The sequence below is a fragment of the Adhaeribacter soli genome (assembly GCF_008727925.1).
GTDB lineage: Bacteria > Bacteroidota > Bacteroidia > Cytophagales > Hymenobacteraceae > Adhaeribacter_A > Adhaeribacter_A soli.
Genome location: NZ_VTWT01000004.1, coordinates 252,682 through 275,173, shown reverse-complemented (window position 1 = coordinate 275,173; position 22,492 = coordinate 252,682). Strand labels below are relative to the sequence as shown.

15 protein-coding genes are annotated in these 22,492 nt (G+C 37.5%); 8 read left to right on the top strand and 7 right to left on the bottom strand.

All coding sequences use genetic code 11. From position 1 onward, the window contains the following. The first annotated feature begins 147 nt into the window (after positions 1-147). Entirely contained in the window at positions 148-2,007 is a 1,860-nt protein-coding gene (locus F0P94_RS09285) for a WG repeat-containing protein (RefSeq protein WP_150903607.1), read from the top strand. A 167-nt stretch (positions 2,008-2,174) separates the two neighbouring features. On the opposite strand, the gene F0P94_RS09280 is transcribed toward F0P94_RS09285, so the two are convergent. The 7 genes from F0P94_RS09280 to F0P94_RS09250 form a co-directional block, all read right to left on the bottom strand. Further along, the gene (locus tag F0P94_RS09280; protein WP_150903606.1) at positions 2,175-6,185 is read right to left on the bottom strand and encodes a DUF6603 domain-containing protein; all 4,011 of its coding nucleotides are present in this window, start codon (positions 6,183-6,185) and stop codon (positions 2,175-2,177) included. A 145-nt stretch (positions 6,186-6,330) separates the two neighbouring features. Beyond that, positions 6,331-6,891, bottom strand: a complete 561-nt coding sequence (locus F0P94_RS09275) for a hypothetical protein (protein WP_150903605.1) — start codon at positions 6,889-6,891, stop codon at positions 6,331-6,333. A gap of 1 nt (position 6,892) precedes the next feature. Continuing rightward, positions 6,893-10,324, bottom strand: a complete 3,432-nt coding sequence (locus F0P94_RS09270; protein ID WP_150903604.1) for a C15 family peptidase — start codon at positions 10,322-10,324, stop codon at positions 6,893-6,895. Positions 10,325-11,359: 1,035 nt separating this feature from the next. Continuing rightward, positions 11,360-12,511, bottom strand: coding sequence for an SIR2 family protein (locus F0P94_RS09265; RefSeq protein WP_191906987.1), 1,152 nt, complete (start codon positions 12,509-12,511; stop codon positions 11,360-11,362). Between the two features lies 1 nt (position 12,512). Further along, positions 12,513-12,890 (bottom strand): hypothetical protein, encoded by a 378-nt coding sequence (locus F0P94_RS09260; RefSeq protein ID WP_150903602.1) that lies wholly within the window; start codon positions 12,888-12,890, stop codon positions 12,513-12,515. 4 nt (positions 12,891-12,894) lie between these two features. Next, a complete protein-coding gene (locus tag F0P94_RS09255) occupies positions 12,895-14,220 on the bottom strand; it encodes an alpha/beta hydrolase family protein (RefSeq protein ID WP_150903601.1) in 1,326 nt (441 codons plus the stop codon). A 10-nt stretch (positions 14,221-14,230) separates the two neighbouring features. Continuing rightward, positions 14,231-15,889 (bottom strand): S8 family peptidase, encoded by a 1,659-nt coding sequence (locus F0P94_RS09250; RefSeq protein WP_150903600.1) that lies wholly within the window; start codon positions 15,887-15,889, stop codon positions 14,231-14,233. A gap of 886 nt (positions 15,890-16,775) precedes the next feature. Between F0P94_RS09250 and F0P94_RS09245 the strand changes: the two genes are divergently transcribed. The 7 genes from F0P94_RS09245 (at position 16,776) to F0P94_RS09220 (ending at position 21,842) form a co-directional block, all read left to right on the top strand. Beyond that, positions 16,776-17,270 carry a hypothetical protein gene (locus F0P94_RS09245; RefSeq protein ID WP_150903599.1) on the top strand — a complete coding sequence of 165 codons (495 nt, stop codon included), beginning with the start codon at positions 16,776-16,778 and terminating at the stop codon, positions 17,268-17,270. A gap of 120 nt (positions 17,271-17,390) precedes the next feature. Further along, the gene (locus F0P94_RS19665) at positions 17,391-18,044 is read left to right on the top strand and encodes a hypothetical protein (RefSeq protein WP_191906986.1); all 654 of its coding nucleotides are present in this window, start codon (positions 17,391-17,393) and stop codon (positions 18,042-18,044) included. Further along, positions 18,017-18,841, top strand: a complete 825-nt coding sequence (locus tag F0P94_RS09240) for a sensor histidine kinase (protein ID WP_150903598.1) — start codon at positions 18,017-18,019, stop codon at positions 18,839-18,841. Before F0P94_RS19665 ends, F0P94_RS09240 begins: the two co-directional genes overlap by 28 nt. Beyond that, positions 18,813-19,472 (top strand): response regulator transcription factor, encoded by a 660-nt coding sequence (locus F0P94_RS09235; RefSeq protein WP_150903597.1) that lies wholly within the window; start codon positions 18,813-18,815, stop codon positions 19,470-19,472. Before F0P94_RS09240 ends, F0P94_RS09235 begins: the two co-directional genes overlap by 29 nt. Before the next feature lie 259 nt (positions 19,473-19,731). After that, a complete protein-coding gene (locus F0P94_RS09230) occupies positions 19,732-20,070 on the top strand; it encodes a hypothetical protein (protein ID WP_150903596.1) in 339 nt (112 codons plus the stop codon). A gap of 80 nt (positions 20,071-20,150) precedes the next feature. Beyond that, entirely contained in the window at positions 20,151-20,573 is a 423-nt protein-coding gene (locus F0P94_RS09225; RefSeq protein WP_150903595.1) for a hypothetical protein, read from the top strand. Between the two features lie 36 nt (positions 20,574-20,609). Continuing rightward, complete coding sequence (locus F0P94_RS09220; RefSeq protein ID WP_150903594.1) at positions 20,610-21,842, top strand: hypothetical protein; 1,233 nt, start codon at positions 20,610-20,612, stop codon at positions 21,840-21,842. Positions 21,843-22,492: the final 650 nt, after the last annotated feature.

The window sequence follows — 22,492 nt, the reverse complement described above, 5'->3', positions numbered from 1 at the left end:
AGTTTAATTTTTTTTAAATTTACGCTTCAATATAACAATATTAATTTAAAGTTCAAGATTGTTTTAACAAAGCTTCGAAAAATAATTAATGAAGTTTGATATCTCACCAATTATTGCTCGATTATTAAATAATTTTATTCCTTCTTCATGAAAAGACCAACTCATATTCTATATCTTTTAGTAATTTCAATTATTTTTACTCAATTACCACTATTATGTACTGCCCAAAAAAGCCAACAATATATTCCATATAGAATAGGTAATAAGTGGGGTATATCAGATACCTTAGGCAAAATGTTAATTCAACCAAAATTCGATGAAGCCTTGTTTATGAATGAAAAAGGTTACATCAAAGTCCGAAAAGGTAAGAACTGGGGAATTTTTGGTCCGGAAGGCAAATTTATAACTCGTATTAAATATGAGAAAATAGTTGATCAAATGGTTTTTGGGAATTTTTATATTTATAAAAAATACAATATTCATTCTAATTCTTATAGACAAGGCATAATCGATTCTTCTGGACATACCATAATACCAGCCCGATTTAGTTCTGCAACTTTTGCCTACCAAAACAATAAAGTTATAATCGTAAGTTATCCTAATCAGGGTAAAAAGAGGCAAATTGGATTTGTGGATACAACCGGCAAGTTTTTATTGCAACATCTCTATTCTAATGTGATTTTTAATAAAAACAGCTATATCAAACTACAGGATCCATCTACTGACTTATTTGGATTAATGAACCCAAACGGCAAAATGATTTTACCATTCAATTATGGTAAAATTTTTGATTTCCAGGAAGGTCTTATCTTAGTTAAGGATTACAATGCGCTTTACACAGGAGGATTTCATTTCATGGATCAGTATGGCAAGCCTGCTTTTAAAGGTAGATTTCATACTGTAATAGGAGGATTCAGCAATGGTTTAGTTGCAATTGGAAACGAAAAAGGAAAATTCGGCTATATTGATAGACAAGGAAATCAAATAATTGATTTAAATTACGATGAAGCAACTGAATTCAGAAATGGAGTGGCTATAGTTAAAAAAGGCGACTTTTACGGGGTAATTGATTTGCACGAAAAGATTGTTGAACCATTCGTTTACGAAGATTTAAAATGGGATCAACCTGTTTCTAAATCTGGTTCTATGAAAGAAATATCTAAAACAAATCATTACACTTCTTCTTTAATCATTGGTGTAATAAATGGCAAAAGGATTTATGGTCTACTTCATAAAGAATATAAACTTCCTATTAAATATAGGTACCTACATCCTAACTCTAACAACTTACAGGGGTTCAAAGGCTACATTTTTCAAGAGAATAACTGTTACGGAGTACTTGATAGTACTGGTAAAATAGTTTTACCTCCAGTTTTTGAAAGTATCATACCTGCAATTTCAGAAGGCAGATTTCCAGTACTTCAAACTAATTCTAATATTATAAAATATGGCGTAGGGATGTTAGTAAAAGAAAAAACGGGATTAGGGCTTGTAGATAGCGCAGGTAAATTTATTAAACCTTTTATTTTTTATCCTAGATTTAACGGATTTAAGGATGGCATAGCTTTAGTACAAGATACAGTTCGTACAAAATGGCGATACTCCATTATTAATAAAAAAGGAAATCCAATTTCAGATTTTACTTTTGAAGAAGTTCGCCAGGTTAAGAATGGTTTTATCATTTTTAAAAATGCTGAAAATGACAAAATAAAAATCACTGGTTTTGGACTAATAAACAGTGAAGGCAAGATTGTAACTCAGCAATCGTATAGAAGGGTTTCAAACTTCACTGATGAAGGCATTGCTTTAGTTGATAAAGAAGCTGGAACTGGTATTATAGATAAAAATGGCAATGAAATTATACCAGCAATTTATGATTTAAAACCACTAGGCAGTTCGGAAGAAGGTCCTATTCTGCATTGTGGATATTTGTTGGTTTACGACTTAAAAAACAATAGACCTGTAGGCTATATGTCCTTAAAACAAAAAAAGTTTTGGCAAGATTAAATTAATAAAAAGAAACTCATTTCAGTTCTTGAGGATTGTAAAAAAAACAGGAACAACTCATTCTATTAATTTATAGAGAATATTGTATTCATACACTTTATATAATAAAAAACAGGCTTACAAGTTTTTATAAGCCTGTTTTTTATTATTTAGTTTTTCAAGGAAGCCTAAATCATAACTGTTTCGAGCTGGTAAGTTGGTATTACCTGCAGTTCATGCTCCATATGCGGCTGCAGGCTTAGCAGCTCCCGCAGGTAATCATAAGCTTCTGCCTCGGTGTCAAACTCCTGCTCTTCCCCATAGTATTCAAGGTTTGTTTTCTTCACTACTGCATACCGGTCTTCATCCCAGTAAACCGCATCCGGAGCATGCCTCGAAGGGCTGATGCGCTCCTGGGAAAGATCAGACTTGGAAACGCTGCTGTTGCGGGCTAAACCATTGAACAGGTTCGGGCTCATGGTGTAAGGCTGCCGGATCGCTCCTGTAGTAGAAGAGGAAGTTGAAGTAGTAGAGGAAGAAGCCATGCGCATGACTTCTGCCCCGGGATCAGCCACTAAAGCTCCATCATCCTCCGCTTCCAGGATCACCAGCTCGTAGTCAAAGGCCTTGGCATGTCCAGGACCGCCCAGGTACTCTTCCGTGACCTTAAACCCTACCCCATTCCTGAAGCGCTGGAAAGATGGGCTGGTAAGCTTGCTCTGGTCACTCAGATCCTGGAACTGGCTGATGGAAAAGAAATCCTTCTTCTCGGTTAACTCTGCCGCCGTTAAGGTTAACTTGTTTGCTCCTTCTCCAAACTCGGCACCGGTAATATCGAAGTTGTTGCCATTTACCGGGCGGCTGTTGCCAAAACGCTGCAGGTGCAAACGCAAAGGCGCTACCTTCTGGCGCACCACCAGCTCCCCTGCCGGGTTAATGAACAACCTGCCTGGCGAAGGCTCGATCTCTTTGATGGTTACCAGGTCATAGCTCTTCGGACCAGTTATCACTTCCCAGTTAGCCATATCCCTGAGTGCTGCCACCATCTTATCCTTCACGTTCACATCGTCCAGGCGGCGCGTCTCTTCATAGTGGCCGAAGGTCTTGTCGATGTCAAAAGAGACTTTGATAAAGAGCACTTTGAACTTGCCCTCTCCGGTAATATGCCAAGGAGAAGGGCCTTTAACATGCAGGTTCAGGTGCAGGCTCAGCAGCGATTTAGAGCCTTTCTTGATGGCTACGCCGGCGCTGGTATCGAACTGCAGCTGGAAAGGATTGAACTGGAAGAGGGCATCGAAGGAGAAGAAACCCTCCAGCACGAACGGGCCAGGCAACTCAGCTCTCAGGTCCATGCGGCTGCCGAACTGCACGGTATTGGAAGTAACAGCGAAGTAGCTGGTAAGAATCAGCTTGAAGTTGTTGCTATTGGCAATAACTAAGGTAAGGCGGCGCAGGTTCGGCAGGTCGGCATTCGGCGGCGGGGTAAAGCCCGGGTGGAAGCCACCAGCCGTGATGAGGAACACCGGCTTCTCGCCCTGGTAGAGGCGGAAAGCCATGTCGCCGGTAAGCGCGTAGTTGAGGATCTTGGAATCAAAGAGGCTGGCGTCGAACTTGATCTGCTTTTTATCGAAGTCGATAACGCCTAAGAAGTTTACCTGCAGCTTGAGGATCGGCTTGTCTTTGTTTGGCAGCAATGCCCGGAGCACGCCCAGGATGGCCAGCTTCACCGGCGAAGGCACCTCGATTACAAGGCCTACATCCAGGGTAATGAGTTCCGGAGCTCCCCAGCCGATCTTGCCCATTAGACCAAAGGCATAGCGGCCATTGGCAACCGGGAAGGCCTGCCCGGCAGCAGCAATGATCTGGGCAGCATTATTTACCGGATATACCGGGAAAAGCAGGTGGTTCAAAGAGCCGTCCTGCACGCCCTGGCGCAGGCGCTGCTCGTTGATGCTGCGGTTCAGGCCGATCAAGCCTCCTACTCCTTTCAATGTAAAGCCTAAGCCCAATTGGATCGGTTTAAACTCGGCGGTAACTAACAGGAAAAGGGAGTAACCAGGATCGGTAGACGCACCTTTTTTGGTGGTTAAAATACCGATTGCTTTTAGATTGATATTGTTCTTAACGCTCAGTTCTGCTACCCCAGCGTATTCACCTTTGTACTCATCGAAAAATAAATATCCACCCCCAACAACATTATCGGTATTGATACTGATACTTATGCCGCTCGGCATTTTCACCCCTATTTCGAGTTGAGCTGGACCAAGGTTGCCACCGTTTTCTTTTGCTTCAAAACCTAACTTTAAGCCAAAGTCTTCAACGATTGCCAGGAAGCCTTTCGGTTTTTCATTAGAGCCAGAGTCCTTAAACTCAGACAATGATCCAAGCTTGATCTGAGTATTAGATGTAATCAGGGCATTGGTCAGATCGCCTTGCTGTTGAATGCGAAGTCTTACTAAATCTACTTTGAGGGTGTCTAAAATAACCTTATTCAGTACTCTGGTAATTTCTAAACCGCTATTTAAGTTACCACCTTCCTTTTTACCATCGGCCCATTCTACATCGGCCGCAAAGTGGTTTTTAGTGGAATCTTCACTTAACAGTAACCGGTCAAAAGTAACCTTTTTAGGAAGGATTTTACCGATGAATGGCAAGTCTTGTTCAACTTCGATAGAGGCACTCAGACCCATGTACCAATCGCCATGATATCTACCAATCTCCAGGCGTGTAATGCCTAGCTTTACATCACTTCCAAACCGTACTTCAACAGGTGCAGTATTTTCAAAAACAAGGCTAAAGCCGTTAGCGTTAAAGGTTAAATTGAAAAAGAAATCAACCGGAGCACCGGCTGCGTTTTTAAAGGCTGCAATAGAAAAGGCACCGGTAATATTAGAAGCTGTAACCTCGTCCTGCTGGAAAGTGGTTTCAAAGCTGAGGAACTTAATAGTAACTTCGTTGAACAGCTTAACAGTAAGTAATGGGTTATTTAAATCAGTTGCTGGTCCTATAACTTGCTGAGGATCAGTTTCATTATAACCTACTAAGCCTATAGTACCGGAAAAACCACCAGTACCGATAAGTAAATTGAAGGCATAAAACTTTGCTGATGTGCCCTGCATCTGCCATTCAGGTGGGAAAAATATCGCTGCCTTAGATATGTAAACGCCTTTGAAATCATTGGGCCGTAAGTCAGCCTCTGCTTCAGGAATATTATAAGTATCGCTTAGATCTAGCTTTATTTCTGCTTGATCTAAAGCTACAATAAAGCCAGTATTACCAATTTGGGCTCTTGGATGAGACGCAGGTAAATGGATGGAAGTATCTTTCGGATAGCCAAACCCGCCTTTCGTGTTAAATACAAATTCGCCGGCATCAAAGATAAATTTAGTCTTAATGTTTGCATCTGTTTCTACTTCTCCATTGGCTTTTATAGGAACTAAAATTGAACGTGGCACAGTCAGACCAGCTGCCAATTGTGTACTGGCGGAAATATGAGGAACGACTAAATCTAGTATGCTTTTAATTGCATCATTACCAAAATAAGAATAAAAAAGGCTATTTATATTTTCTAAACTATTCTCAATGCTATTAGGGTCGAGTATATATTCAGTGAAAATGTAGTCACTTATAGTTACTTGCGGAGAAGCATTTTGGAATGAAGTCAGAATATCATTGATTGCTATATCAGGGTTAGAGTTTAAAGGTAAAGTTATATTTACACCATAACTTTGATTATTATTTACATCTGCTGCAAACTGACTTAATGGATCTGAAGAATCAATTAATGAGCTTATTGCAAGTTGCAGCAATTCATTTTCTTCAATAGAGGCAATTTTAAAAATAAAATTATAGAATTCCTCAGGAGAGTTAGGTAAATTGTTTATATCAAAATTGGGTATATATTTTAAAACACCCCATCTCCAATTAACAGATAAGGGGATTACAGTTATCCCAGAGGCAGAATTCATTACATCAGGATTTAAAGAAAGCTCAAATCCAGAATTAGCGATATTTAAAGCAATTTCACGGATAAAAATAATATCTAAATAAACAAACCCTGAATCACCTTGAGGAGAACGATCTACATGAAGGTTTCGAAAATAAATATCATCTAAGGCTGATATTAATTGATTCAATTGCTCTGGAAATTTATCCTGCTCAATAATTAAAGAAACCGGTTGCATTAATAAGTCTGCCATAAGTATTTTTTTTGGGGATGCTAATTTTCAATTCAAATTCAAGAAAAGAATTATTTTAAGAATTCGTTTCTTTTATAAAAGGACAAAGAAAATACGTCTATTAATTAATTTAAAAATAAATTTAAACAAACTTACCTTTTATAGACTAATTAGAGTTTGATTTCCAAAACAAAGCAGTTAAATCAATTGCTTTAATTTTAGGAGGACGGTTACCATTTTCTTCATTATTTCTGCACTCCTTGCAATAAATTTCTACGATTTTTTTTTTCTTAACTTTTGATACATCTAAATAAAATGTACCAATAACAAACTCTGAAATGTAAATAAAATAAACGTTTCTTTTGCTATTTTTACTAATATAACCCGGTTTATAATTAATACCTGTAATAAAGAACCTCATATGAGGCACTTCTCTACTTTTGCTATAATTATCAGAAAAATCTTTAATAGACTTAAAAAACCCGAAGTCTATAAAACCCCTATCTTTATTTTGAATTATCTTGTTTTCAGGAATAATGAAACATTCAAATTCATTACTATTTAGTCTAGTAGGCATCCCACCAAATCGTGCTAAATCGACAAGGATTTCTTTATTGCTTTTAATAAAAAGCTGTACTCCTGGAGTATCCTTTTTACAATCATGCGTTGGTTGTGCTACACCAATTAATGAGAAAAACAAAAAAAACATAAGAAATTGAATTCTCATTCTAAAATAAATTATTTAAATTACTTGAACCAATTGCAATTCTCTCCGACACTGTTAACACCAACTTTGTAAGTTCATCATAAATATTACGACTTGATTCTAAATAATTTTCTGCTAAATCTCTTTTTGGTTGTTGTATAAATGCAACATGAAAATGTCCAGAAGGAAATTTAGGTAGAGATGGGTGCTTTTTATTCCATCTTTCTCGTGCAAGTGCAACTCTATAAAATATTTCATTTGATAAATAATTACTACCTGATCCTTCAATAATTCTCCTTTTCGAATTATTAGAATCAAGTAAATTATTCTGTCCATTTCTGTCAATTAATGTTTTCTTTGTATCAATTAATATTTCTCCTGGATTTCTAGGCTTGAAATTATCTAGGCCATAATCCCACCTCATTTCATAAAGAGATTCTGGTATAATGGAGGGAGGGTTTCCATCAACAGAATAATGTTGGGCATATACAACAAAATGTTTCCAATTGTCAGGCTGCTGATTTATACCTCCATTCATTACCATAGCTTTAGGAAGCGTGGTTTCAATCCAAATAAGGTCCTTTTCTTTTGGTAAATTTAAATAAACGGAATTTGAGTTTTCAGGTCTTGTAAACCCCATATTATCACTCCATCCTCCTCGATTAATTGTAGCAAACCTATCAATATTATAATTTCCATAACCACTCTGACTGATTGTTATGATTACATCTGCATGGTTAGGTCCTTTACCAATCAATGGAGCAATATAATCCTCAATTATTCCATTACCCACTCCAACTTTAGGATTATAATTACCATCAAAATCACGATACCTTACTGGAATAATCATTGATTGGACAAATCCTATCCCTAAAGTTTTCCCGTGTAATGCCATAGCACAAACTCCACTTGGATTACTCTGATTAATGTTATTTTCAAGTTGAAAAGGGTCAAAACCAGTTATAAGAATTTTTTTTAAGTTATTTTGATTAGCATATGTGAAATCAACATCAGAATAATTTCTTGATTTTTCTTCAAAAATTGAAAGTATTTTGTCCAAATCAGACCCTCTTGTGGGATTCAAAGAAGTGTCAAATTGCGTTGAGAAATAAGGGTGCTTTTTTAATGCTACTTGCATCTTATTTCTTGCCCAATATAGCGGTCTATCATCTGGTGTTGGATTTGAGGTTGTTAAACTTAATTGAATAGAATTTACTGATTCAATTAAAATGTCTTTAGCACTATCTTGGACTAAAGCTTTAATACTTGAATAAGCATTTAAATCATCATTTATAGTATTCAAAGTGGCAATAAAACTGTCAACCTCAACTTTCATATTTGGATTTTTATCAATATAAAAGTCTTCATTATTTTTACCAGGTGTTACTTTATTTCTTTCAAATCCAATTTTTTCCTCGGAATTTGGAATATAAGTTTTAATTGTGGCATGATTCTCGGCATCAGCAAAAGCTTTTGAAGTAAAAACAAAATCATTAGTAGAATATACATAGACATTTTGAGTTGAGGGAGGAGCAAGTATTATTCTTTGTCCATTATCATCCAATCCTTGTACTTTCAGTTTATATTTTTTATAAGGTTTTCCATCTTTATCAATTGCCGGAGAAGGTGATACATCTTCAAAAATGATAAGCTTAGGATGCTTCCCACTAAATTCTGATACACTGTTTAAACTGGCTACATTATTTAAAACTGAAAGCTCATCCTTATGAATACCTAATATAAATAGACCTTCAATTGAAGCAGGTGAACTGTTATAGGCAGAAACTTTTAATATAGTTACTTTTTGGTAACTAGGCGGGGTTAAAAGTTCCTGAATATGCACTTTAGAAATTTTAATATCTCTAGACAGGAAAGACATTTTATTGTAAACACCTTCTAAATTTAAGCCATTTAAATCTCCAGTATCAGGTATTTGTGAGTATACCTTTCCAGTAGTTTTATTTGGGAAAGACATTTTTGAATAAAACGCAACTCTATTATTGTCATAATAAGCCCCGCATTCCGCAACATAGCTAAATTTAACCGACTCAAATTGGCCAGAAATTAATTTATAATCCGGATTTATTACATGTGTAAAAGATTGACTTGCTTGTGTCAAAAGGCTTGAACTTAAAGGAATAAATAAATTATCAAACTCTTTTTCTTTCTTTAATGCTGTAATTGGGGTACCCTGAGTATCCTCTTGCTTGAAATAGTGAAGTTTAATATAATATGCTATATTATTTCTATTAGTGCCTAAACCAGCATTTGGGAAAAAGAAATTTAAATCATTAGTCCAGTCCGTACTATTAATAAGAAGAGTATGATCAATGAACTTAATATCCAAATCGTTCTCAATTAAAGCAGTTAACAAGCTAGAATCTTCAAAAAATAAAATAGGCTTGATATTGTCCTTAATTCGTAAATTAATTTTAATATTATTTTTTTCTGCATTAGTTAAGAGTGGTAAATCAAAAGCTATTATTGGCCAACCGCTCCATTCGTAATTTTGAGCTATAGGTGTAGTTATACTGTTACCAAACTTTATGTTACCCGATGTATCGCTATAATTTTGATAAAAATTGTAAGAGAATCCTGTTTCACTCCTAATATCAAGATATACTCTATTTTTCGTAGCGAATTTATTATTTAGGAGATCAGAATAAATTGCAATCTTTTCCTTCTTTGTTGTAGTCTTTGTCGTTCCAGTATATGAAGAAATATCTAAACCAGAATAATAATGAAGACCAAAAAATGCCGAGGGATCAATGAATGAGAGAATATTTTCCTTTTTAACTCGCCTATCAAAAGCAGTAATAGACGTTCCTGATACATCTATTTGATAATTTTCAGCACGGAGATAATCTAGATTGAAAGCAATTGGTTTTGAACAAATAGCTATTTCAAATCCAATTTTTTTTGAAGCACCAAAATTACCTATCCATTCGCCTTCTTTCACGTAAAAAGCTCTAATATTCTGTTGAGAATTATCAAAAATATTCTCGATTTCAAGTGATCCTGGCAAAGTATTATCAAATCCAAAATTTTGAGGAGTTGGATCAGGTAAATTTGGTTGATTCTTTTTTGTTTTATAGGCGTTCCAGTCTACCCAAAGGCGAGATATTAATTCTGAGCTAGAAGTTGAAGTAGGAGTTATAGCTGTTCCGTTAACGAAACTGTCTTTTAATAACCCGCGGTAGATAAAGTATTTAACTCTTTCAAAAGGAATTTTAAGACCTTCTATGGGTTTTAAGAGTACATTTACTAAAGTAGGGTCTGCAATAGATTGTTGAATAATCATTAAACTATCTTGACAAGCAAATGCTTTTGCAGCCCCAGTAAGTTGAAACCTCGTTGTTATATTAAATTTATTGTAAGGATCATTGCTTTCTGGTCCAAAGCTATCCGCTAAAGTTTGGTTTGGCAATTGGTTATGATCTATGAAAAAATGCATATTTTCTTAGTTTTATAAGTTTAAAATAATGACCATAAAAAATGCAACAACTAACATACTTGAGAACCTAGCTTTCCACGTCTGCACTTTCCATGTAGGTCCAGTAGTCGTTGATTGGGGCAATGATGCCATCGAATTCCGTTACATGGCACTTATTGCCCAAGCAAAATAGCTATTGACATCCAGAAGCTCTGCGATATGTAGCACTTGGCCAGACTAATCTCCTTAGTAGAACCCAATTTCAGCTAACATGCAAGGTTCAAACTCTGCACATTAGCCTTTGGCCTTGTATTAATTATGGCACTTGCGTTTATCCCTAAAACATCTCTTGGTCCGAGAATTTTAGCTGTAACTTCAGGCTTAGGCGTTACTGGATTCGGCTCATTTGAGTTCTGGGCCTCGAAGTTGATTTTAACGGGAATAACTGGCCTCGGTACCGAACCAAGCGCACTTGGGGAAGTTGAACTGCTGATATAGTTGGCAAGTCCCTTCCTTACCCAAGGCAGGAAGGTATAGTTTGACATGGCTGGCATAAAGCAAATTCTTTAAGTTGTTTTCTTTTAGTTAGGAGTTATTCAGCTTGAGTATGGAGAAAAGAGAAGGGCTCTCCTACAGTTTAGCGATGTTAACCGTTACCGTTTGGAAAGGCTTTTCTGAATTCAACCAGGATAGCAAAAATTAAACTTAAATAAATTAACTAAATCAGTATGGTTAAAATCCAGTATTATACACTTGCATCCGAGGCAAATCTATAATGGAATATGGGTGAGAGCGGATGTAAATAACAAAAAGGATTTTAAATAACAAAATTAAATTTCGTGTTTTTTTTCACGTTTGCTATCTCAGATTTAAGACCCATTTTTGTTAGTTTAGATTTTAGACCTTCTATATAGTAAACAACTATATAGAAGGTCTAATTATTGTTGTCGCACCGGTAAATATTTTAAAACACAGCAAATATTTCTGTTTCTAGCTTATAAACTTTTACTTGTGGTTTCCTTAACTAAGGAATGTTCCCTATAATAGAAAAAGTAATCAGCTTCCACTAATAATCTGTCTTAGTAAATGAGGTATTTCTTCATGGTTTTCATACCAAATTGGGGTAATCCTCAATTCCTTTAAAAGCTGTTCTGTATCTTGCTTTTCAATCCTGTTTATTTCGGTCATGATCATAGAAAGCTCCATGCCTATGAACTGACGGCTTTTAACCCCTGATCCGCTCCGGGAAAATCGAGCCATATACCGCCTCGACATTTGATCGATCTCAAAAACATCTTTATCTGTTAGCGTAATCTGCTTTGGTTTGCGAAGCATAATAAAGTTGCGGCATGGCATTGGGGAATGTCGAATCGTGTCCAGAAGCCTCCTGATGTTTCGATCAGCTAGTGAAAGCCCTATCATAAGCCCTACTGAAGTACCCAAATATTGCAGCTGCACCATATTGCCCCAAAAGAAGGCATCCTGGGCAGCCCGGTTGTAGTGTTCTTCCGAAAGAATTAGTTCATGCACAGCAGACCCTTCACCATTCGTGGGCACATAACCATGCACATGAAATATCGGCATAAGCCCGGTTTGCATTTGCTGCCGCGTATTCCAGATCGTTTGGAAACACTGGAATTGGTGCTGTTCCAGAGCAAGCTCAAGCAGGTTATCGTAGTTGTAGGTTATAATCGATTCTACCCCACTATCCCCGGGGATAGTTCTGGCACACAAATTCACGACAGCTTCCAGGGTAGGATTACCGGCTGTTAATTTACGGGGTCGGTGGATCCGCTTTCGCAAAAGAGAATCTGGTAAATCCTCTGTTTGTATAAACCCGGCATATAATGTTTCCTTCAGAAAGCGTAAAAACTCACTTTCGGTATAGCGGGATTTTATTTTCCTAATCATTATATCAAGCGGTTCCCGGTGTCGGGAAAGCACCCATTCGGATATGGCATACAAGTAATTAGGGTATGGCTCCAGGTTCTGCCGTATTGCCTCCGTCTGCATGTTCCGGAAGTACATGGATTGGATAAGCTTTTCCCAGGAAGGAAGCCCACTTGGCACCGATGCTCCGGCCCCTAAGTATAAGGTAAGCGCCCCATTTTTATAAGCCTGTTGCAAAATCTTAAATGCGTTTGCAACCTGATTATTTTCGCTGCCTTGAGTATACATATCCAACCCTCCTAATCTTACTTTTCCCATCTTAAACCTTAGCGTTTTCAGCAATCGTAATATTCGTAATCCAGCCAACTTTTGGCTCATTACCTTTCCCATGTGGCGTTACAAAAACATCCTGACAGACATCGTTTTTTTCAATTAATTCCTGGGCCTCTCTAAGGTTGGCAAGGATGTTCACGAAAATTACCGCATTCTGCAGAATCTTTTGAATGCGCGGATGCTTGCTTTCTGAGAAGTCCTGAAGCGTGAGGCGGGCCAATGGTGCTGGGGGATTAATTGGTTCTCCATTTAAGGCTTTATCCATAATAAAGCCATCCAATATGCTTTTATGGAACATGAGCCGGATCACCTTATTCTCATCCAAGACCGGCAAACGGGTTACGTTTCGATCATGCATCACCATAGGGTTAACCGTTTGAATCAATAGCAAACTTAACTACCCGCGCTACTTCTTCCTTACAAATATCCGAATGGTTGGAAATACAGGTATCACCATTGAGGTTGTAAATCTTGCCTGCGATAAAGTTATATTGATGGTCTTTTCTTAAAGGCAAATTATTATTTTCTGCCTCCGGGGTAGTTAGCGCTCCATTTGCACCAATCCCCCCGAATTTATCATTAGCGTCGCCCAGCCTTTCGCCTACTTGCCTTGCTATTCTTGAGGCTATAGCATAAGCAATTCCAACGGCAGTATCGTTATGCGTATGACTTATTAAAATAGGCCCATTAACTTTTTTAACTACCCTCCTAAAGAAACCGTCCTTCCCTTTTTCATAGTTCTGAGCGAAGCCATAATGCGAGAAGGCAGCCTGCAACAGTGTAAGCGAGTTTACCTCAACTGCTTCATTTACGGTTGATCCCGCAACTGCAGCAGTCACCAACCTCCCTCCAAAACTGTGACCAATCAAATGTAGTTTCACATTGCTATTCTTCTGCTTAATCTTCTTCAGCAGTGGGTTTAAACCTAACGAACCAACCTTTCCTGCCCGTTCTTTCATTTGATAATAGGTTACATAATTTATCAGGTTTCGCGCCCCATCATAAACGCTGCCGAAGAAGCTTCCTATACCGGCTGCACCTCCGTCTACTCCTGTGTTTATGGAACTTGCCCCACTTGTGTTCCTATCTACATCTTCAGAAGATAAATCTTGGACACTCTCAAACAGTAATTGCGGATTTTCTAAGTTCAATGGCACCAGCTCATCTTCCTTAGCTTGGTATTCTTCAAGGTTTACTGCCTGACAATACAGGCTATTCATTTTCCGGACGAATTCACCTTGTGATTCTTTATTTTTCAGATCCTTTACCAAGGATTTTGCTTCTTCTAATATTTTATCCCCGGTTTTACTTTCATCGAAAAAGCCTTTCAGGCTCTCCAAATACAGTAAAAGCTCACCTTCTTCATTAGAAGAATCAAGGCTTGCTGCACCGCCACCCGGAATCAGCTCTTTGTCAGCAAACTTCTTGGAAGGCCACAAAACCCCGGCAATAGCAATGTTTTTATTGAACCCTTTATGCTTGTCGATCTCGGCTTTTAGTTTAGAAATAAAGTTCCTGTATAATTCTCTGGCCTCATCCATGTCATTATTCCAGCCATGGGATATTACAATCAGGTCCAGGTTATCTTTATTTCCTACATAATTAAGAAGCTGATTTTCTTCATCTTCTGCATAAGCAAAGCCTTCTTTTGTAAATTGAATTTCGAAATAGGGGAAGCCAGATAAATTTTTCATGGTTTTAGTTTTATACCGATTGAATTGCACGCATTAAATCAATTAAACCCGCTCCCTGGAAGTAGCGATCCCGTTTCAGGTCAGTTGCGGTATTCATAAAAATTTCTTTCACTACTTCCGGCTTCCCGATATATTCGCGCCTTACGGAAAGAAAAGAAGCAATCACGCCAGAAACATGGGGAGCCGCCATACTTGTACCGCTGTCCTCTACATAATCGCAGCTATCGGTATTAGGTAAGTGCTTATTTGTTTCTGTTTTTTTGATGCCGGCAGCACAGGAAATTATTTTCTCCCCAGGGGCTACCAAATCAGGCTTTAATCTTCCATCGCCGGTGGGTCCTTTAGAAGAGAAATAAGACACTCCATAGGTATGAGGCATATCCCGGTGGGTGGAACCTACTGTAATAGCCAGAGCTGCATTGCCCGGATCATTAATACTTAACGGCAGCCCTGTAGCAACCACATTCCTGAAAGCGGATTTGGCATATCCATAACCTGTATTGCCGGCAGCGGCTACAACCACTACCCCTGTTTTCACCAGCCGGTCTACTTCCACACACAAAGGACTATGGCCACAGGCAAACCACTCCGGATCAAAGTCATAGCCTAAGCTCATGTTCACCCCATGAATTTTGATGTCCCGGCCGTAACCATTCAACTCCTGGATATATTCGATGGCAACGATCAGATTACTTGCCTTTCCCCTCCCGGCCTGATCCAGCGCTTTAAGGCTTACTAATTTGCATTTGGGGGCCATACCTGAAATATTTTCAAGCTTGGTTTCCTCGTATACAATTTCATTTTTATCGTTCCGGTGTCTGGTAATTGCTCGTATTAGTTTTTGCTTCGGGGTAATGGCAGTTTTATCCATTAGCTCTTCAGCAACTTCACCAGCCTTCATTTCTCCCGCAATGATACCTGCCACATGGGTTCCATGCCCGAACTCATCATTAAACGGGTTCTCCCCATCATTATCAAAAGCCGTAAAATCCCGATGGTAGCTCTCATGAATATTCTTGTGGAGCTTGAAGTGCGGGTGATCTTTATCGATTCCGGAATCAATTACAGCCCATACAATGCCGTCGCCCAAAGCTGAAAAGGAATGGCGGGCGGCATCTGCTTTCACGGTACTTACAGAGCGGGAAGTAAATGCCTTTACCTCGAAGTCTGGCCAGATCCGGTGTACAGCCCTTTGCTTTTGCTTACTGGCTTCAGGGTGGTCCTCTCGAACCAACTGTCGGATCATGTCTCCGGTAAGGCTGGCAAAAACGTACTGGTTACTGTATTTTGTTTTTATTTCGTTGATCTTGCCCTGGTAAATATGAGGACTATCCATAATACTCTTTACCATTTCAACCACCCTCTCCTGTGCCCCTTTCCGGCCATCCTCAAATCCAAGGTTTAAGTCAATTATTACATCATAAACCTTTCTTTTTGGGACATTTACAGTGCTCCCCCCTTTTGATCTTTTACTTTTATTCTGATCGATTAAGGTTCCCCTCAACTTATCTTCTTCCTGCATTTCTTTCAAAAGCGGTAAAGCAATAATTGTCTTATCTAAGACTTGAGGGGTAAAATTGTATTCATCAGGATTACTTCCTTCACCGGGCCTTTTTCCGTGGTAGTCAGAGGTATCTTCATTTTCAAAATTCGTGTTCTTGTCTGCCATATTTTCAAGTTATTCAGTTTGATGAAATTTAAGTGCACCAGTAATTTCCGCGGTAAATGAATCACTTAACATTCAGGATGCACACCCACCTTCTGAAGGTCTTTGTCAATCAATTTATTCCTGGAAGTTACCTCTAAAGCAATCTCACCTTTAAAGGGATAAGATCCTGATAATAAGCAAGCTTGCCAAGCTTCCACTTCTCTCCCTTTCCTTTATTGAGCTTTGTTAATTTTATAACTCAATGTAAATAAAAAATATTGTATACTATATATACTATTTTATAACAAAAAAATTTTTTTGAGATTCAGGCGTTTTATTTCGGGCATTTCTCTACCCAAAACTTTCATTTTTTTTACACCTAAACCTTTGACTTCCAAGCAAAAGCATTCTTATCAAGCCTCTCAGCTCTGAAACCAAAGGAATCAAAACCATTTTATTCTTCTCTACCGGATACCCGGACAATACTAGAAAGTACAGCTTCCAGCTTCCCATGATTCCGAAAGAATTGTAATAAATCCTTTTGTGTACTCACTTCATAGGGAATTTAATTCTAAAGGATGAAGGGGGGATATTGAAGTTTATCGCTACAGCATGCCCATAGCAGGCTTGCAAATAAGTTTTAAGCAATTAACTCTGTTGCAAAAATTGCTGATCGGAACAGTCCTTCACAAGGTGCTGACGCACTTTAAACCCACGTGATTTACTACATAGTCGATGGGAAAAATCCCATAAACAAGAAGCAATCAAATTGATAACACTTTGACTTAAAGTCAAATAATAAAAATCTGAGTTTTACAGGCCATTTCAGCGATTAGGGCAGAATCACCTAAGTTTTTACTTTTACCCCGAGCTCAAAAACTACTTATGCCAATCATTTACAATTTCTATGTCAGATTCTATTACCAACAATACAGTTACAAATTTTTCAGGGGGGCCAGGGCAACCAATTGAAAGAAGCACGGCGGAATTAATGATGTCTTTATACCAAGCCAGAATTAACGCTGCATCAAGTATATGCCCCAATTTGGGTATAAATACAAGCTTAGAGCCAAAGATCCTGTATTTTAATATCGAAAACCTAAATACCCTTATTGAGGCTGTGAAGGACTCTACTAAACATATCGCTGTATGTTTAGGCTTAACTGCAATGGACGAAAACGGAAATCCTTCTTTACCTGGTCAGGAGCAGTTAGAACAGATGCAGGAATTAGTAAGCCAGCACAAGGCAGGAAATTATGATGCGTATCAGGAAATGATTCAGAATATAAGCTTGGCGCAAACAGTATTAATTGCAGGGTGTGATGTGAGAGGCAACCTTGTAATTGATGAAGAAAGGGGCTACTCCTTTTACGATTTAGCCGGCCATTGCTGTCAGAGCTAACGCAATGGCCGCTAAATTGTAGCCTCCTTATTCAGCTCCAATTAGATTTTACATTTGGTACAGGGTTAGTAAATTTACAGATTACTAACCCTGTACTTTTTCGACCAGTACTGCGCTTTAATGAACCACCTGTTATTATTTTTCTCTATATACCTGTGCATTTTATTTGCAAGCTTTCTGGCCAGTTTGCTTAATCGCAAAAACCTTGAAGACTATGCTCATCTTTTTTCAACTTTAACCGGGGTTACTTTTCTGGTAGAGAGCATAGCATTTTACATGCTTTTTTTTGCTTATGAAAAAACGCACTTCTTATACCATTATTTTCTTCCTTTCAGCTATACCTTAATTGCCCTTATTTACAGGAAAGCAGTCACAAAAGCCTGGATCAAAAAAGCCCTTTCCGCTTCCGTTCCTTTGTTCCTGGGGGCGCACCTTCTCCTATCGGTTTTTGTGCAGAAAATAGATTCCGTAAATTCCTATGCCATCATGGGGGCTAGTTTCTTGATTATTCTAAGTTCTTTAAGCTATTTTTACGACCTGCTTACCAGACCAGAGATCGTAAAGCTTTCAGCCACGCCTTTGTTCTGGATAAGCACAGGTAATATATTTTTCTATAGCGGGGCATTTTTCTTAATGGGTTTTTTAAATTATTTAATGAGGGAAGAGTTGGGACTGGCAAGCAAGCTGATCGTGATCAACTACTCTTTGAATTATCTTTTATATTCGTTTTACACAATCGGATTATTATGCGCGGGCCGGCTCAGGAAATCCTGATTGTAATTGGGGCCGGAACGGTACTACTGTTCGCCCTCGCCGTTTTTATCTTTGTTTTCATGGTGCTGTATCAGAAGAAAAGGTTTACGCACCTGCTGGAAAAGTCCGCCATGGAAGAGGAGTTTAACCGGGAGATCCTGCACTCGAAACTCGAAGTACAGGAACAAACTTTCCTGATGATCTCCCAGGAAATTCATGACAATATTGGCCAGATCCTTTCCCTTGTCCGTTTAAACATCAGCACTTTGGATCTGAAGAATGAAAGGAAGGCAGAAACGAAAATCGCTACCAGCAAGGAATTAATTGATCAGGCCATTCAGGATTTGAGGGATCTTTCCAAGCAATTGAACAGTGAGTACCTAAATCATCAGAGTTTACCTGCATTGCTGCAGTTTCAACTGGACCTTGTTCAGAAATCAGGAATCCATCAGGTAAACTTACAAGTCAGGGGTCAGGAATATGCCATTCAACAGGATAAGAAGCTGGTAATTTTTAGAATTGCGCAAGAGGCATTAAACAATACTATTAAACATGCTGGTTCAGCAAACTTAGAAGTAATTCTGGACTATCTTCCTGAGAAACTCTTTCTTTGCATTAAAGACGACGGGATAGGCTTTAATCCACAGCTTGCAGAAAGTAGCCAAGGTACCGGCACCTTTAATCTCCAATACCGGGCAAAGCTAATTGGGGCCTCTTACTCCATAAAAAGTGAACCTTCTCAAGGAACACAGATAAATTTAGAGATTCCGAAGACTCAGATTACCATCTATGACAACACCCCAGCGCTCAAAAGTTAAAGTAGTAATTGTTGATGACCACAAACTCTTCCGTAAGGGGATTCTGGAATTAGTTAATGACTTTGAAGGATTTTCTGTAGCCTGGGAGGCGGAACATGGCAAAGACTTCATTAACAAACTCGAACAGGACAATTTACCGGAAATTATACTACTGGATATTAGTATGCCGGTAATGGACGGATATCAAACGGCAGAATGGCTAACCAAGCACTACCCGGATATAAAGGTACTGGCTCTTTCCATGCACAATGATGACAACTCAATTTTAAGAATGCTTAAGTGTGGCGTTAACGGTTACATTCTAAAGAATGCTGATCCTTCTGAACTAGAAAAAGCGCTGAGAACCCTTGAAACTCAGGGTACCTATTATTCCAGCAAAGTGGCTGAACTTGCAATTAAAAGTTTAAACAATAAGAAAAAGGAAGTACGTCCAGATCTTAGTGCACGGGAAATAGAATTCTTAAAATTAGTTTGCACTGAATTACCCTATAAGTCATTTGCGCCACTTTTAAATATTCACCCTCGGGTTGTGGAATCTACCAGGGAGACTCTTTTTAGAAAGCTTGAAGTTGAATCCAGAGTAGGATTAGTTATATATGCGATCAGGCATGGGATTTATAAGATAGAATAATTATTTCTAAGCCAACAAGTAAATCACTCTCCAATATTTATTATACAAAAGGCCAGCCTGAATTTTCTAAGCTGGCCTTTTGTATAATAAATATTGTGGTTTAAACACAATTAGATTAACGTGATTTTTCTCCTTTTTTTCACCTCTAAAAATCTTTCGACATTAAAACCATTTAAGTACCTTGGATTTTGGTTTAATTAAAAGGTTAAACAGTATACATTTTTATTTAAAACTATACATAGAATCGTTAAGGTACCTTATGGCAATCTATATTTACCCAAAAAAAATATCCCTACAAGACCTACTAAGTAGGATTTATGCAAGTATTAACTCGGATAAAACACTAACTTGGGAAATAAACAATGGTAGAATTATTCATACAGCGGATTCTGAGCAATGGAATGAAGGCGGCTATCTATATCAAGCTGAACAAAATAACCCCACATGTTTAGTTTTCTACTACCAAATTTTAGAAGGAAAATCACCAAGACCTGATACCTACGGAGTATATAACGGTAGATTTGTTCAGATGCTATTAAATAAATTGACTCAAGAAATAGAGCGATTCGAAGTGAAAGATTTAAGAAACAAATCTTAGGCTGCATATCTGTTAATAATCATATTTTGATTTCACAATTAATAATGAGTAATCGCTTGCTAGAAAAACAGAATAAATCCATGAAATTAAATTTTCAATTTATTTATATTTCAATCATACTAATTTTTGGGTTTTCTGCTTGCGATAGTGGCCATGCAGGTGCAGGCCAATCCTATGAGGAGGCTCAGTTAACAATTGAACAGACTGAGAAGGTTTACCCAAAGCAATTTATCCACTCCGATGGTAGCTTTCGAAAAAATCTTGTGGGTAAATGGGTTATAGAAGGGAGTATAAAAAGTAGTGCTACAGTAGCTACCTATAAAGATGTTGTACTAGACGTAACCTACTACAGCAAAACAAATTCTTTGATTGGTTCCGAGCAGCATACATTATATGAATATTTAACACCCAGACAAACAGTGAAATTTAAGTTTAAATCCTTTGGATATAAAGGAGCAGAAAGTATTGGGTTGGGAATTGCTGATGCATCACCAATTAACTAATCCATAATTTAAACTTAGGTATTATTCAAAACTTAAATGGAAGATAAATTTAGAAAAAAATCATTTACCGATAAAGATGTGCAAGCATCAGATAAAGGAGTGCCTGTTAAGTTCGTAATGAAACTTATTGAAAAAAGCCCATATTATGAAGATCTGTGCAATTTAATGGGCTTGGATGATATAAAGGACGAATTTATTGAGATTCCAGGTGCTTCAAAGTTGCTTCAAACTGTCAAGGCAATAAACAGTCAATTTGAAAAAATTGACTTAGATATGAGTTTCCCTGAACTTAGTTTTACTAAGACTGAAGATGACGGCAAATTTGCTCTAATTTTTCCTTCTATTGATATTGAAACCGGAGAGATGATAGAAGGTAATAAAATTATTGCAAAACCAATTTACTCTGCAAGAAGTGATTTTTTCTCAGGATTGTTTAAGATGGAAAGGTATGCTAATACTTTACTTGAAAAAGGGCATGACTCCATTGTAACAAGCAATCTTGAATATTTGAGAGAGGTGTATAGTAAAAGTAAAACGCATAAGAAGAAGTATAGGTTATTAAAAGATAATGACGGATATTACTTTAGAGCTATAACCTCCTGTAATAAATATTACGACTATAATAATAATATTACAGTCTTTATAGGCTTAATTGCTCTTCACATAGAAGCTAAAACATCCCCGGTGAAATTTTTAGTTAAACGTTGTGAGTTTAATGAATCGTTTATCAGAATCTATTTTGAAAAAGAAGAAAGTAGGCCAATTGAAAAAGTAGGTAGTGCTAAATATATTATTGAGGTGTCCAATGATGAAGTAAAAAGAGAAGCACTGAAATTTTCAGGTGTAATGGCATTGATTTTCGGAGATGATAAACCAGAAAAAGGAGAACTCTTTATCAAACCTAAAGATCTAAAAACTAGCTTTCTTTCTATAAATCACGGTGTACCCCCTAAATCTGCATTAAAAGCATTAGAAAAAATAGCTAAATACAAAGAAAGAGAGGAAGAGCAATTTCAAGATTTATCACAAATAAGTAAAATAAACAACCCTGATCAAATTAGGTTTCTTATTAAATCGAAGGTAGACAAATTAAAGTCAAGTGAATTATCAAAATATAAAAAAGAGATTCTAACAGAACTACTAACTCGCGTAGATTCTATTTATGACCTCTTGAAGTTAATGAATAAAATCGAATTAATTGTTGAAGACATTGATGCTAAAGAATATCTTAGATACTTTCTTCATGAGGTTTTGATTTTGAAGGAATAGGGAAGGATATACTGTGAGAGTTATTCTACTTGTTTATTTTATCTAAACTATTAGCAAATTAAGTAACCAATTCTAAAAAGCAGACACTATAGAAGGTATCTGCATCCATAAAAAGGTGCCAGCACTTTCCAAATAATTTCTTATAATTGAAAAATATTATATTCTGATTCGAATGGCGCAGCTTTATACACCTACCTTCTCCCCGAATACCTCAGTACCAAAGCTACGAATTTCAACTTGACTCAATTTCCCAATTAATTTTACTAACCGGGCTCAAACATAAGTGGTAGAACGGAATTTAAAGCGCAAAATTCTAAAACCGAAGGAAAAAGCACTTAAAACCACCTTCTTGAATACCTTTTCGGGAAACATTGGAGTATTTAGATAGCTCGATTCTCCAAAATGGAACATAACCAAGGAGAATAGATATCGCACTAATTGTACAGAGCTCTTGATTACTTCTGGGTGTTTGGCAAAAGTTGTAAATCTGATATGCGGTCGGCAATATAGCTTGAGAATGCAAGGGCAAGTTTGAACATACCTCAGTACAGGCTTAACGATAGCTGAAGCTCAATTGAGTCAGCTTCAGCCATGTACCAAAAAGTATGTGACAATTGCCCTTTAGTAATAATAAGCAAGTTATAAGAAGC